The sequence below is a fragment of the Bacillus sp. FSL K6-3154 genome, assembly GCF_040869395.1.
Lineage (GTDB): Bacteria > Bacillota > Bacilli > Bacillales > Bacillaceae > Bacillus > Bacillus safensis.
This window is the reverse complement of the sequence record NZ_CP152033.1, coordinates 2,190,548-2,203,012: the sequence shown is the minus strand read 5'-3', so window position 1 is coordinate 2,203,012 and position 12,465 is coordinate 2,190,548. Positions and strand designations below refer to the sequence as shown.

Annotated in this window: 17 protein-coding genes; 4 read left to right on the top strand and 13 right to left on the bottom strand. The window is 43.1% G+C overall.

What is annotated here, in order from left to right:
* Positions 1-8 precede the first annotated feature (8 nt).
* Complete coding sequence (locus tag MHH61_RS11250; RefSeq protein WP_125587521.1) at positions 9-1,091, bottom strand: C45 family peptidase; 1,083 nt, start codon at positions 1,089-1,091, stop codon at positions 9-11.
* Positions 1,092-1,180: 89 nt separating this feature from the next.
* A complete protein-coding gene (locus tag MHH61_RS11245) occupies positions 1,181-1,813 on the bottom strand; it encodes a GDSL-type esterase/lipase family protein (protein ID WP_125587522.1) in 633 nt (210 codons plus the stop codon).
* A 406-nt stretch (positions 1,814-2,219) separates the two neighbouring features.
* Between MHH61_RS11245 and MHH61_RS11240 the strand changes: the two genes are divergently transcribed.
* Complete coding sequence (locus tag MHH61_RS11240) at positions 2,220-2,855, top strand: FMN-dependent NADH-azoreductase (protein WP_024425558.1); 636 nt, start codon at positions 2,220-2,222, stop codon at positions 2,853-2,855.
* 33 nt (positions 2,856-2,888) lie between these two features.
* Here the strand turns inward: MHH61_RS11240 and MHH61_RS11235 are convergent, their stop codons facing one another.
* The 8 genes from MHH61_RS11235 to MHH61_RS11200 form a co-directional block, all read right to left on the bottom strand.
* Positions 2,889-3,659 carry an IclR family transcriptional regulator gene (locus MHH61_RS11235; protein ID WP_024427337.1) on the bottom strand — a complete coding sequence of 257 codons (771 nt, stop codon included), beginning with the start codon at positions 3,657-3,659 and terminating at the stop codon, positions 2,889-2,891.
* Complete coding sequence (locus MHH61_RS11230; RefSeq protein ID WP_125587523.1) at positions 3,643-4,689, bottom strand: biotin-dependent carboxyltransferase family protein; 1,047 nt, start codon at positions 4,687-4,689, stop codon at positions 3,643-3,645. Before MHH61_RS11230 ends, MHH61_RS11235 begins: the two co-directional genes overlap by 17 nt.
* Positions 4,686-5,432, bottom strand: a complete 747-nt coding sequence (pxpB, locus tag MHH61_RS11225) for a 5-oxoprolinase subunit PxpB (protein ID WP_125587524.1) — start codon at positions 5,430-5,432, stop codon at positions 4,686-4,688. Before pxpB ends, MHH61_RS11230 begins: the two co-directional genes overlap by 4 nt.
* Before the next feature lie 18 nt (positions 5,433-5,450).
* Positions 5,451-6,242, bottom strand: coding sequence for a putative hydro-lyase (locus tag MHH61_RS11220; RefSeq protein WP_125587525.1), 792 nt, complete (start codon positions 6,240-6,242; stop codon positions 5,451-5,453).
* Between the two features lie 5 nt (positions 6,243-6,247).
* The gene (locus MHH61_RS11215) at positions 6,248-7,465 is read right to left on the bottom strand and encodes an NRAMP family divalent metal transporter (RefSeq protein WP_025093622.1); all 1,218 of its coding nucleotides are present in this window, start codon (positions 7,463-7,465) and stop codon (positions 6,248-6,250) included.
* A gap of 26 nt (positions 7,466-7,491) precedes the next feature.
* A complete protein-coding gene (pxpA, locus tag MHH61_RS11210) occupies positions 7,492-8,250 on the bottom strand; it encodes a LamB/YcsF family protein (RefSeq protein ID WP_125587526.1) in 759 nt (252 codons plus the stop codon).
* 182 nt (positions 8,251-8,432) lie between these two features.
* Positions 8,433-9,140, bottom strand: a complete 708-nt coding sequence (locus MHH61_RS11205) for a Cof-type HAD-IIB family hydrolase (RefSeq protein WP_044335092.1) — start codon at positions 9,138-9,140, stop codon at positions 8,433-8,435.
* Positions 9,141-9,316: 176 nt separating this feature from the next.
* Positions 9,317-9,586, bottom strand: a complete 270-nt coding sequence (locus MHH61_RS11200) for an excalibur calcium-binding domain-containing protein (protein ID WP_080652949.1) — start codon at positions 9,584-9,586, stop codon at positions 9,317-9,319.
* A gap of 184 nt (positions 9,587-9,770) precedes the next feature.
* On the opposite strand from MHH61_RS11200, the gene MHH61_RS11195 reads away from it, so the two are divergent.
* Genes MHH61_RS11195 through MHH61_RS11185 form a run of 3 tightly spaced genes read left to right on the top strand, consistent with a single transcriptional unit; the run spans position 9,771 to position 10,726 of the window.
* The gene (locus tag MHH61_RS11195) at positions 9,771-10,148 is read left to right on the top strand and encodes a VOC family protein (protein WP_034622913.1); all 378 of its coding nucleotides are present in this window, start codon (positions 9,771-9,773) and stop codon (positions 10,146-10,148) included.
* Positions 10,149-10,173: 25 nt separating this feature from the next.
* Positions 10,174-10,467 carry a DUF5316 family protein gene (locus MHH61_RS11190; protein ID WP_025093625.1) on the top strand — a complete coding sequence of 98 codons (294 nt, stop codon included), beginning with the start codon at positions 10,174-10,176 and terminating at the stop codon, positions 10,465-10,467.
* Positions 10,468-10,492: 25 nt separating this feature from the next.
* The gene (locus MHH61_RS11185) at positions 10,493-10,726 is read left to right on the top strand and encodes a DUF2651 family protein (protein ID WP_024425548.1); all 234 of its coding nucleotides are present in this window, start codon (positions 10,493-10,495) and stop codon (positions 10,724-10,726) included.
* A 32-nt stretch (positions 10,727-10,758) separates the two neighbouring features.
* Here MHH61_RS11185 and MHH61_RS11180 read toward each other — a convergent pair whose 3' ends face one another.
* From MHH61_RS11180 to MHH61_RS11170, 3 genes are all read right to left on the bottom strand, one after another.
* A complete protein-coding gene (locus MHH61_RS11180; RefSeq protein ID WP_234107578.1) occupies positions 10,759-10,920 on the bottom strand; it encodes a hypothetical protein in 162 nt (53 codons plus the stop codon).
* A gap of 130 nt (positions 10,921-11,050) precedes the next feature.
* Positions 11,051-11,446: a MerR family transcriptional regulator gene (locus tag MHH61_RS11175; RefSeq protein WP_125587527.1), complete on the bottom strand. Its 396-nt coding sequence runs from the start codon at positions 11,444-11,446 to the stop codon at positions 11,051-11,053.
* 75 nt (positions 11,447-11,521) lie between these two features.
* Positions 11,522-12,331 (bottom strand): SDR family NAD(P)-dependent oxidoreductase, encoded by an 810-nt coding sequence (locus MHH61_RS11170; RefSeq protein WP_335374398.1) that lies wholly within the window; start codon positions 12,329-12,331, stop codon positions 11,522-11,524.
* Between the last annotated feature and the right edge of the window lie 134 nt (positions 12,332-12,465).

Sequence of the window (12,465 nt, the reverse complement as noted above, 5' to 3'; positions counted from 1 at the left end):
AGGGATCATCAGACACTTCTCCAAAATGACGGTCCATAATCCTTTTGATGAAATTGAACCTTTTGTTCTTGAAAAGGCAGTGAACCCCCCGCTTTTAAAGAATAAGTCGGATTGTATACTGGAGAGCCAAAGCAATAATCGATTGTGCCTTCTTCCGGATGGAACATGACGGTTCGCATCGTTCCAAACAGCTCCTCATAATTGTGCACAGCCAGACCATCAGGATATTCTGTCTGGAACAGTTTCACAAGAGAATCACTTGATCGTTGTTCTTTTAACGCTTCCATTAACATATCGTATCTGACCACAGAATGATGTTTGGTCATCCCTTTTGCTGTTTGATCAGCTACCGGATGATTTGTTGCCGCAATATAACCTCTCTCCGGTCTTCTCACCCTTTTTTGACCATCAATGATTTCAATCACAGCCGCCTCTCCTTTTCGATCGGCAAGCATGATATGAACATTTGAGGCAACGGGCATTTCCTGGATAGAGCGAATGGCTTCCTCGATCGTTTGACAGGATTCCAGAACAGAGCGAATCACATGATACACCTGCAAACCAGCCACTGCTGGGGGTTTTAAACCGGGTTCATTGCCAACCGGCGGACCGCAAGCAGAGAAAGTCACAGCAAGACCATACTCATTCATCCCATCAGATCTGCCAAACAAGAGCAGCGACGAGCCTGTATGATATGCCGAGCCTTTTACATGTGTCGTCACAAGACGCATATCATCAAAAATCGGGGAGAAATCATAGTTACGAAGCATGACCGTTTGTTGACCTGCCGCCATATTCCCCTGCCTCACACAGTGGGAACAGCCTGGCTGAAGATGAGATGAATAGAAAAAGGTCAAATAACGCTCATCTAATTGCATTTCATCACAAAAACCAGCAAACTCTTCATCTAATTGAGGAAGAAAGGGACGGATCAGCTGCTTCGTTTCTTTCACAGCCTGTTGTGTTACCGGTTCTGTCCGAATATATTGTGTCTTTAGCAGCGGGTTCTCCTTAAGCCAGACAGCCTGCTGTTTTCCTACTTCATAAGCCGTTCCTGTCATCTTTTGAAAAAACGCACTGATTTCCTCCATGCCTGCACACCTCTTTCGCCTTCGTTTCTTTTATCATATCGAAACCGTCATTTATTGAAAAGGATGAAAAAAACTGCAATCCCACCGGATTACAGCTGTTTACAGTATTCCTTAAACAATGCTTCTGCCATCGCTTCATAACCCTTAGGATTCGGGTGAAATTGATCAATCGATAAGTAGGCTCTTTCATGTCCTTCAAACGCCCGGTACACATCCACAACTTCTACATGCGGATTCGCAGCAAGCAAACGAAGCTGTTGATTATATTGCTGAAGCCAACGCCCGGCTATTGGTATTTGCGGAAATGGATTATATAAATTCATGAAATACACGTAGTAGGGCTGATGCTGCCCTCTTTTGATCTGAGCGATTTCTTGAATCATCTTGCTAAAATTCGCCTGGCAATGCGTGACCGCTTGCAGCAGTTTCTTTTCATCTTCACCTTCTTCATACTGCTGAACAGCTTGAACAAGGTCATTCCCACAGCCTGTGATGGTGATGATGTCAGCTGCCGCAATCGAACGTCTCACCTCTGACCGTTTGAAGAGCTGTAAAATCTGCTCAGTCGTTAACCCTGATTTTGCAAATACGGACAACTCAACAGGTACATGCGTCTTTTTTTCAAGCATCCACCAAAACCGCTGAACAAATCCTCCGCCAAATAAACGTGCCCCCACCCCAACTGTTAAGGAATCTCCAATCGCAACATAGGATCGTCCCACTCTTATCCCTCACTCTCTCCTGCCTTCTCTTATATATACGAAACCGGAGAACAGATGCTTGTAGCAGATGACTTAGGGGCATCCATCTTTTTTTGAGATGCAGCGCCTTTACAAACTCTTTACTTGCGATATCGATCAATTTTTTGTTCAATAAGAGTAGGTTTTTTGCGCTGAAAACTGCGTGTTTACGCGTTCCAGAAAAATTTACAAACTTTTTATCTTGATTTCGAGACTTTTTACCTTGACTTCAAACTACATAGTGATTACAATGAAAATATCAGTTTTCATGTAACTGTGCTTGTTACATCTTTTTCATAGCATTCCAATATGATTAAAGATGCCACATATTCAGTGTACCTTTGGGATACGCTAAAAAAATAACCGAAACAGAAAGGATTGAATGAACATGGCAAAAGTTTTATACATCACTGCACATCCGCATGATGAAACAGTTTCTTACAGTATGGCTACTGCTAAGGCATTTATCGAATCTTATAAGGAAGCAAATCCAAGTGACGAGGTTGTACATATCGATTTGTACAAAGAAAACATCCCTCACATTGATGCAGATGTATTCGCTGGCTGGGGCAAACTTCAATCTGGCGCTGGTTTCGATACACTTTCAGCTGAAGAGCAAGCGAAAGTTGCTCGTCTAAACGAATTAAGTGATCAATTCGTTTCTGCTGACAAATATGTATTTGTTTCACCACTTTGGAACTTCTCATTCCCACCAGTTCTTAAAGCATACATCGACTCTGTTGCTGTAGCTGGTAAAACATTCAAATACACTGAGCAAGGTCCTGTTGGATTATTAACAGACAAAAAAGCTCTTCACATCCAAGCACGTGGCGGATACTACTCTGAGGGTCCTGCTGCTGAACTTGAAGCAGGTCACCGTTACCTTGGTACAATCGCTAACTTCTTCGGAATTCCTTCTTTCGAAGGTCTTATCGTTGAAGGTCACAATGCTGAGCCTGCAAAAGCAGAGCAAATTAAAGCAGATGCAATCGAACGTGCGAAAGCTTTAGGAAAAACTTTCTAATAACTGCACACAAAAAGCCAATGATCTTTACGGTCATTGGCTTTTTATTTGTTCAGAAAAGCCTAATTCTCTCGAAATATCACTGGCGGCTTTTTTCACCTGTTTAATTAAGTAAGGTAAGCGTTCTTTTTGATATCCTGCTTCAAATCCTGCAATGCTAATACCTGCTGCCACTTCCCCCAGATGATTGAAAATAGGAGCTCCAATCGCAGCTGTATAGTTTTCAAGCTCAGAATAGCTTAGCGTATATCCCCTCGCATTTGATTCTTCCAGCATGTTTCTTAAAACCTCTTTATCTGTGATGGTCCCAATTCCGATCTTCCCCAGCTCAATTGAGTCAATATAGGCAAGTCTCTCGCTCTCTGGCAAAAAGGAGAGAATACTTCTCGCACAGGCACCCGCATATAGGGGAGACCGTCTGCCAACGGCGGTGTAGAGACGAACAGGCTGCGTACCTTCAATCTTTTCCACGTAAATGGCTTCGTCGCCCTCACGAACAATGAGCTGTACAGCCTCTCCTACTTCATCGCGTAAGCTTTCCATAAATGGTCTTGCAATCCTTCGAATATCAAGGCGGTCCGCCACAAGCTGACCGTATTCAAGGAACATTAAGCCTAATCGATAAACACCTGTTTCTTGCTTTTCTAACAGTCCCATATCGGCTAAAGAGCTCGCCATGCGATGGACAGATGTTTTCGGCATACCGGAAAGCTCGATCATTTCATTTAATGTTAATTGATCGTGAGCGATAAACAGCCGCAAAATCTCCATTGATTTCACAACCGTTTTATTTGTGTTTTGCATCTTCTTCACCTTTTCTAAACGAGAATGCTTCCAGCTTGATTCTTGCGGCCAGCTCCCTCAGTTCTGCTTCTTGCTTAAATAACGCCTGCTCTGCATCCCGATGATCTATTTGTTCAAAATACAGCTTTGCCCCAGGCATCGCCTGTGCAATAAGCGGCAAATCAACAGTCGCTACTTCTCCAATACGCGGGTATCCGCCTGTCGTCTGCCGATCTGCCAGCAGAATAATCGGCTGGCCATCGGGTGGAATTTGAATAGATCCAAAGGCGACAGCTTCTGAGATCAATTCCAGCTTTTCTTTTAAATGAACCGGCTCTCCCTTTAGCCGGCAGCCCATGCGATCTGATTGGGGTGTGACCTGATAAGGCTGCTCAAAAAACGCGGTTTGAGATGTTTCTTGAAAATGAGAAAGATGCCTGCCTGCCAGCACACGAATCACTGGTGATTTCCGCAGCGGTAAAAAATGATCATGACTCACTGTCCAATCGGGTGCGCCGTATCCCGCCTGTTTCACTTTATTTTTCAGCCTATCAAACAAATGATCCGCTACGAGAGACGGCTCTCCAACAGGCAGAACGTCGCCTTTTTCAAGCGGTCGTCCTTTCAGTCCACCGATCCCTGCTCTGACATAGGTGCTTTTGCTCTGCATGACTGGTTCCACATCAAATCCACCTGCCACAGCAAGATAAACGCGGCAGCCTCTCTTACAAAGACCAAAGGTGATCGTACTTCCTGATCGAACAAAGAGCGGCTTCCATAATGGTGCCCGCTCCCCATCAATATCAATCTCTACATCAGCACCAGTGACTGCAATGAGCTGATCCCTCTCACATGTGAGCACAGGCCCCGGCCCCATCAACGTCACTTCCAGCACTGCTTCGTTTTCTTGGTTGCCAGTGAGAATGTTGGCGATTCTAAGTGAGAGCGGGTCCATGCCGCCGCTCGTTAAGACACCATACTTTTGATAGCCTTGCCGCCCTTTATCTTGAATGGTTGTGTAGATTCCTGGCTTGATGACATGAATACTCAACGTTCTGCCTCCTTCATGCTGAAAAATTCCTTTTCAGACATTTGGACAAATCTGACCTCGTCCCCTGCTTTCAATAGACTCGGAATTTCCTCGTCTGGGCGAAAAAGCGGCAGCGGGGTTTGTCCAATGAGCTGCCAGCCCCCGGGTGTGGAAATTGGATAAACACCTGTCTGCTTTCCTGCAATACCAACAGAGCCTTTTGGAATGGACATCCTTGGTGTTTCTCTGCGTGGTGCCGCGATCTTTTCAGACAGCCCGCCTAAAAACGGAAACCCTGGGGCAAATCCAATCATATAGACAAGGTACGTGCCGGCAGTGTGAATACGCACGACTTCTTCTGGCGTTAAACCATTGATACGGGCAACCTCTTCTAAATCAGGGCCCAGCGCTCCCCCGTAACAGACTGGAATGTCAACGGTGCGGCGCTTTACCTGAACTCCCTCCTGCCATTTGTCTTCAAGAAGTTGTTCAATATAGCCTTTGACCCATTCATACGGAGACAGATCTTGTGTTTGCAGCTGGGCCGATTGATGTACGGTATAAGGCTCGTAAAAAACAGTCACGTTTGTAAAGGCTTGAACTGCTTCTACATACCCTTCAAATGGGTGCTGTTCAATACATGCAAACAGCTGCTCAACACGTGCATGAATCTCCTCACGTATGTCAGCTCCTGCTTGGATGACGATCGCTGCATCTCCCAGCGGGTGATAGGTGATGGAATCTTTTATCGTTGAAAAAGCCACTTGAGGACACCTCTCTTTCTACAGTACACCGAGCTTTTGATCTCTTCGATCTGTGATGAACATATGCCCGGGTGCATGAGTGATCGCAATGTCGGGTTTTGTATGCATGACAATCGCTTGCGGCGTCACACCACATGCCCAAAACACCGGGACTTCTCCTTCTTTGATCACAGATGGCTCTCCAAAGTCAGGATGATTCACATCGGAAATGCCAATCACCGCTGGGTCCCCTATATGGATCGGTCCGCCATGGACTGATGGAAATCGAGATGTCACTTGAACACTTCTTGTGACTTGATGCGCCGGAATGGGTCTCATGCTGACCACCATCGGGCCATGAAAGACTCCTGCTTTTTCACAAGCTATATTCGTTTGATACATGGGAACGTTATGACCGTCTTCAATATGGCGGACAGGAATGTCATTCAGCATAAGCGCGTGCTCAAACGTAAAACTGCATCCAATGAGAAAGGCAACCATATCATCCTCCCAATAAGCCGTGATATCTGTCACCTCTTCTTCAAGAATCCCTTTTCGGTAAATACGGTACTTAGGAAAGTCCGTACGAATATCCGCTTGAGGCGCCGACCGTCTTGGCACTGGATCACCTGGGTCCAGTACATCAAGCAAGGGACATGCAGCCGGATTCCGCTGGCAAAATAAAAGAAAATCAAAGGCAAGTTCCTTTTTGACAATCATTAAATTGGCTTGAGCAAACCCTTCTGCAAAGCCAGCCGTTGGTCCTGTGATCTTTTTTTCGCGAATCAATTCTCTCATCTGTGATGGCTCATATGTTTGATAAGTATTCATCTGAATCAGCTCCATAGTTTCGGGATTTCATTAATGATGGTATAGCCGCCCATCATCGCCATAATGACCACAACAAATGCACCAGTCACTGTCAAAAAGAATGGATGACGATAATCTCCGACAATGTCTTTCTTATACGCCGCAACGAGTAATGTGCCAAGGGCGAGCGGCAAAATCAATGCATTGATTGCTCCAACTAATATCAAGATGTTCACTGGTCTTCCGATCGTAATAAAACAAATGGTCGAGAGGGCAATAAAGCCAATGATGATACCACGCTGGTTTTGCTCAATTTTTGGTGAGAAGGTTTTAAAAAAGGAAACAGATGTGTATGCTGCTCCAATGACGGATGTAATCGCCGCAGCCCACATAATAATCCCGAACATTTTATATCCGATATTTCCTGAAGCTAATTGAAAAACAGAGGCAGGCGGGTTGGATGGATCTATCTGCAAGCCTTTTGAGACAACTCCTAATGTGGCAAGAAAAAGTGCTACACGCATGACAGATGTAATTAACACACCGAAAATAGAGCTTTTCGTCACTTGCGGCAGTGCTTCCTTCCCCTTAATACCTGCATCCAGCAAGCGATGCCCGCCAGCAAAGACGATATAGCCGCCTACCGTTCCGCCCACAAGTGTCACAATGGATAAAATATCAATCGTCTCTGGGACAAATGTTCTCACGGCCGCTTCTCCAACTGGCGGCGCTGTTGAAATCGCCACATACAGCATCAGGCCAATCATGACAAAACCAGCTGCCTGTGTGAAACGGTCCATCGCTTTCCCAGCCTCTTTGATCACAAAGATGAGAATGGCAATCACAGCACTGATCCCTGCGCCGATTCGCGGATCGACTCCGAAGATTACCTGGAAACCGAGACCAGCTCCAGCGATATTTCCGATGTTAAAGGCAAGTCCTCCAATGACAATCAAAAAGGCCAGCACATAGCCGAGACCCGGGAGCACCATATTCGCTATATCCTGACCTCGTTTTTCTGAAACGGCAATGATGCGCCATACATTTGTTTGTGCAAAAATATCTAATAAAATTGAGATCAAAATGACAAACCCAAAGCTAGCCGCAAGCTGCTGTGTGAAGACGGTTGTTTGTGTTAAAAATCCCGGTCCGATCGCGGACGTCGCCATTAAAAAGGCAGCGCCCATCAGCATAGACCGATTCCCCTTTGGTGCCTTCATTTGTTTGACTTTCTCTGTTTTCATGCTGTTTCCCCCTTTGATGACGATTTTTATTGAAAGGCCTTGAGATGAATCCCGGCTTCTTTTAGCTTCGCTGTAATGGTCTTCGCAAATTGAAGCGCATGGCTGCCGTCTCCGTGAATGCAGACCGTATCTGCTTTGAGCTCGATATCTTCTCCTTGAACTGTACGAACCCTGCCTTCTCTCACCATACGAACAACCTGCTGAACGGCCCGTTCATCCTCTTCAATGAGTGCATGTTGTTCGCGGCGCGATGTCAGCGTCCCGTCTGTTTGATACGTCCGATCAGAAAACACTTCATGTGCCACTTGCAAACCTATTCGTTCACCTTCTAACGCAAGTTCACTGCCTGACAGACCAAATAACACAAGGTTTGGGTCCACATCATACACAGCCTTCGCAATCGATTCAGATAATTCAGTATTTTCAGCCGCCATGTTGTAGAGGGCGCCGTGTGGTTTGACATGCTGCATCGTACCACCCTCGGCCTTGAGAAAGGCTGATAGAGCGCCAATTTGATAGATGACAAGATCATAGGCTTCCTCTGCGGAGATAGCCATTGGACGTCTGCCAAAGCCGGCCAAATCTTGCAAACCAGGATGTGCACCAATTTTGACCCCTTTATCCAATGCCATTCTGACCGTCTTTCTCATAACCGTTGGATCTCCTGCATGAAAACCGCAAGCAATGTTGGCTGAGGTGACATATTCTAAGATTTGTTCGTCTGCACCGATTGTGTATTGACCAAAGCTTTCTCCCAAATCACAGTTGATATCCACTTGATACATAGAATCCCTCCTTGTTGTTCCGAAATACGGAATATAAAGTCCGAATATTCGAATTTATATTGATTATACCAACTTTGGATAGACTGCACATGAAATTGTCAGAAAATATAACAATCGAACTAGGAGAAAACAAAAAAAGCGAGAGGCAAAATCCTCTCACTTTTTCTGTCATGAAATGCACCTTATTTAGACAGCACCCAATGTTGGATGGCTTTTGCCACACCGTGTTCTGTGTTAGGAGCCGTAATCCAATCAGCGGCCTCTTTCACCACTTCCTGGGCATTTCCCATCGCAATGCCTAACCCGGCTTCTTGAATCATGGCCATATCATTGAGGCTGTCGCCAAGTGACATGACGTTGTCCATCGTACAGCCAATGCGTTCTGCTACTTTTGCAAGAGCTGCCGCTTTGTTAATGCCGGCTGCATTGACTTCAATATTCGTTGGACTTGAGTTTGTGATCTCTAGGTGCTTATTTGTTTTCAATGTATTGAGTACTTCCTCACGAACGTCATCATCATGAATATCAAAGCCAAATTTCAGCCATTCATGGTCATGAATTCGTTCAGGAAATTCACCTCTCCACACCTTATCCACAGTTGAAGCCCAGTAATCGGTTTCGTACCTATTTTTTAAATCCCACATCATTTGGACATGATCAGGATGCAGCAGATCCCGTTCGATCAGCTGGAAGTTTGAATCCCAGATTTCACTTCCGTTTGCTGTCACAAGGTAAGACGATAACTTGAGCGGCTCAACCAGCTCTCGGCATGTCATCAGTGTCCGCCCTGTGCTAATGACCACATGGACCCCTTTTGCTTCAGCCTCTTTAATGGCTTGTTTATTTTCCTCTGGAATGATGTGCTCACTGTTTAACAGCGTGCCATCCATATCAATGGCAATCAATCGGATGTCTTTCTTATGAGCTTGTGTTGACAAATTGAGTACCCCACTTTGTATCGATTTTTGAAACTATCTTTATTTTAATATAAAGAGGAAGAAGGCACAAAGGGACGAGTTTGATCCCATAGAAAAAAGACCTTGTGACAGGTCTTTTTCACATGTGCTTAGCGTTCACACGCAATGCCGTCTTTATCGCGGTCAAGGTGCTTATTTTTTTGATAAAGTGCTTTAGATACATAAGGCTTGTATTTTGTTTTTCCGCCTTTGTTTTTCGTGTTTTTACTTTTTGCTACGCCGCCTTTATACACTTTGTTCAGCGCTTTGCAGTTTTTGTAAGACTTGACCGTTTTTGCATCTGCTGTGTGGGTGTCGACTTGTGTAAAACTTAGTAAAAGTCCTAAAGACAAGACAGCCACCATGATTTTTTTCAACATGTAAGATCCCCCTATTTTTTCTAATTTTACATTTTTATCATATGTCACCACTTTTTGTTTTTCAAGACTATTGAGCTAAATATTTTGATTTTTTTGGCATGAAATACACCTTATATCCTATATGGTACAATGAGTGGGAAACCTTTCCGTTTTTGACACGTATATGAAGAGAGGAGTTTTTCACATGAAAATGAAATATACCATTTTATATGTAAACGATGTGGAGGCGAGTATTCATTTCTATCAGCATGTACTTGGTTTCCCAATAAAATTGAGGGTTGAATCCTATGTTGAGTTTGACACTGGAGACGTGACGTTATCGATTAATTCACGCCAGGATGTCAAAGAAGCACTCGGATTGCCTGTCCCTGAAGCAAATCAAGCGTCTCACACGTTTGAGATTGGCTTTGTTGTGGATGATGTGGAGCAAACGATTGCATCAATGAAGAAAAAAGGGGTTTCGATCATCAAAGAACCTGCCAAAAAACCATGGGGTCAAACAGTCGCTTATGTGTCTGATCCTGATGGTCATTTCATTGAAATATGTGATGCGGTCTCCTAATTGTCTTTGAAGGGAGTGAACCAGAATGAGAAAAAAACATGCTTTTTTCGCCGGTGTTTGCTCAATGATTGTGATTTGCAGCGCCGCTATCCTGTTGCAGCACCTTGAATGGATTGGGTTTGTCAGTGGCGGCATCTCAATTATTGGAGTCGTGATGTCTGGGGTGCTAATGGGTGCTTGGACAAGTGGAGAAGAGACACGAACAGCCTATCATTCTGAAACAAAAGAACACCGCATGTGGCGTCTTGATACGGCTTTTCTTGTAATCATTTTTGCACTTCCACACATGGCTGCGTCAGTCTTTTATGTTTTGATGTAAACACTTGTTAAAAGGAGTTCGCAATATGGCTGTTTTTATTCTATTCATTGTATTTGGCTTTCCTATTCTCTCTGTGCTGATTGGCATTTTGGGCACGCTCTTTTTGAAGAATGTTTGGATGCCCACTTTAATTGTGCTGTTAGCGAGCATGATCTTCATGTTCACTTATATTGACGGGAATGAATCCTTTCTCATTTGGGTCATCGTCTATACCGTCTTTACATTCTTTGCTGGGTGGATTACAAAGCGGCTCAAGTAAAAAAGAACAGTTTCCACTGTTCTTTTTTTGAATCATATATCCGCACACCATAGTTCAATTTCAATTTTCAGCTCAGGCCATCCTAAAGCTGATACATAAGCAACCGTCATTGATGGGTAAGCTGTTTTGAAGATCGTATCCCACTGAGGGTATAGATGGTCCCAGTCGATCACTTTAGGAGCTCTATTTTTCATTTCATTTAAGTGCTAATTTACACTAAAATACTCTTATATTGAAGCATCTTATTGATTTAAACAAAATATTAAGTAATAGCCCATAAGGATAGCTTCATACCTAAACTACAGGTAAAATACCAGTCATACACTAAGCGTTTTTGTTACCTTTATTTTTTTGAGGCCGAAAAAGGGTCTCATCGTTTTCTAGCTTAGAATCAATAAACTCCACAATACGTTGAAGATCGTGTATTTGATTCATCACTTTTTCTTTATATTCTAAAAGGGTTCTTTTTAATTCGGGAACAGAACTAGGTTTATATTTTACAGGATATTGTAAAATATTTTTCATTTCATTTAATGACATTCCTGTTTTTTTCAGACAAATGATTAGTTCCATTAGCTCTATGTCTTCTTCATCGTATATTCGATGTCCATTTCGTTTTCTTTTTGCATAAGGAAGCAATCCGATTTTTTCATAATAGCGGATCGCATCTTCAGTTAATCCGGTTTTCTTGGAAGCTTGCTTGATAGAATAAGCATTCAAATCATCACCTACTAATTTTGTTTACAGATAGATTAATTAAAATCTAAACGAGAAACTCGTTTTGGTAAATATCAATCAGTTGATTAAGTACTTGTGCCTCATAACCAGAGAATTTGATGCAGTTTCTTTGCCCTTGTTTACAAAAATCCCGGTAATTTCGTTGTTGAAATTGAAAGCAGCTTCATATAAGCGAGATGCCCCTTTGCTTGGAGGAGAAAAAATAAGGTTCCTTATGGGAAGAATATAACTGGGCATTCTTTTTCCTTTGGTCAACTTCGTCCTGTTTGGCCCTGGGCAGACACTGCGAATTTTTATTCCCTCGGTCAATAGCTTCGAAGCAATTCCATTCGTCCACAGGGAAAGGGCTAATTTACTGTTCGCATATGGACCTATAATCTTTTTAAATGGAATTGTCTTAGGATCGATTACTGTATTTAAGTCAAATTGCTTCAAAAATAATAAAGAATTGGAAGACGTATTGATGATCGTTTTCTCCTGCCCATGTAGTAACAGTTCTTTAAGTTCCATTGTAACGATATAAGGCACTAATGTATTAATTTCAAAATGAATTTCACGCCCTTGTTTGGAATATTTGTATTCAGCAAAACTGACTCCTGCATTGTTAAAAATCAAGTCAATTTTGGTCTCGCTTTTCTTAATCTGGCTAAGTACGTTTCTAAGGCTGGAGAATTCGGCTAAATCAGCTTTATATACTCTTAATAGCTTCTTTTTAAGAGCATCAATAATTATCGGTTGATCATTTGGAAAGTCAGAACGAATTACAGCAATTACTTCCCATCCTTGAGATAGAATCTTTTTCGTCAGTTCCAATCCAATCCCAGAGTTGGCTCCTGTAATCAATACCACTTTATTTTGTTCGTTCATTTTATTCTTCCTTTCTGTGTTTCCGATAGTAAACACAGATTACTACTTGGAGTGAACACCAAGTCAAGGGAAATTTATTTAATATATTTCCATAAGCGATTTATATTCGTATCCTTAAAAAAGCTATCCTTTAT

What these genes read in the sequence shown, in the direction of transcription:
- MHH61_RS11250 (WP_125587521.1), bottom strand. Translation starts at nt 1,091, where the DNA reads ATGGAGGAAATCAGTGCGTTTTTTCAAAAGATGACAGGAACGGCTTAT.
- MHH61_RS11240 (WP_024425558.1), top strand. Translation starts at nt 2,220, where the DNA reads ATGGCAAAAGTTTTATACATCACTGCACATCCGCATGATGAAACAGTT.
- MHH61_RS11235 (WP_024427337.1), bottom strand. Translation starts at nt 3,659, where the DNA reads ATGCAAAACACAAATAAAACGGTTGTGAAATCAATGGAGATTTTGCGG.
- MHH61_RS11220 (WP_125587525.1), bottom strand. Translation starts at nt 6,242, where the DNA reads ATGAATACTTATCAAACATATGAGCCATCACAGATGAGAGAATTGATT.
- MHH61_RS11215 (WP_025093622.1), bottom strand. Translation starts at nt 7,465, where the DNA reads ATGAAAACAGAGAAAGTCAAACAAATGAAGGCACCAAAGGGGAATCGG.
- pxpA (WP_125587526.1), bottom strand. Translation starts at nt 8,250, where the DNA reads ATGTATCAAGTGGATATCAACTGTGATTTGGGAGAAAGCTTTGGTCAA.
- MHH61_RS11205 (WP_044335092.1), bottom strand. Translation starts at nt 9,140, where the DNA reads ATGGATGGCACGCTGTTAAACAGTGAGCACATCATTCCAGAGGAAAAT.
- MHH61_RS11200 (WP_080652949.1), bottom strand. Translation starts at nt 9,586, where the DNA reads ATGTTGAAAAAAATCATGGTGGCTGTCTTGTCTTTAGGACTTTTACTA.
- MHH61_RS11195 (WP_034622913.1), top strand. Translation starts at nt 9,771, where the DNA reads ATGAAAATGAAATATACCATTTTATATGTAAACGATGTGGAGGCGAGT.
- MHH61_RS11190 (WP_025093625.1), top strand. Translation starts at nt 10,174, where the DNA reads ATGAGAAAAAAACATGCTTTTTTCGCCGGTGTTTGCTCAATGATTGTG.
- MHH61_RS11185 (WP_024425548.1), top strand. Translation starts at nt 10,493, where the DNA reads ATGGCTGTTTTTATTCTATTCATTGTATTTGGCTTTCCTATTCTCTCT.
- MHH61_RS11180 (WP_234107578.1), bottom strand. Translation starts at nt 10,920, where the DNA reads ATGAAAAATAGAGCTCCTAAAGTGATCGACTGGGACCATCTATACCCT.
- MHH61_RS11170 (WP_335374398.1), bottom strand. Translation starts at nt 12,331, where the DNA reads ATGAACGAACAAAATAAAGTGGTATTGATTACAGGAGCCAACTCTGGG.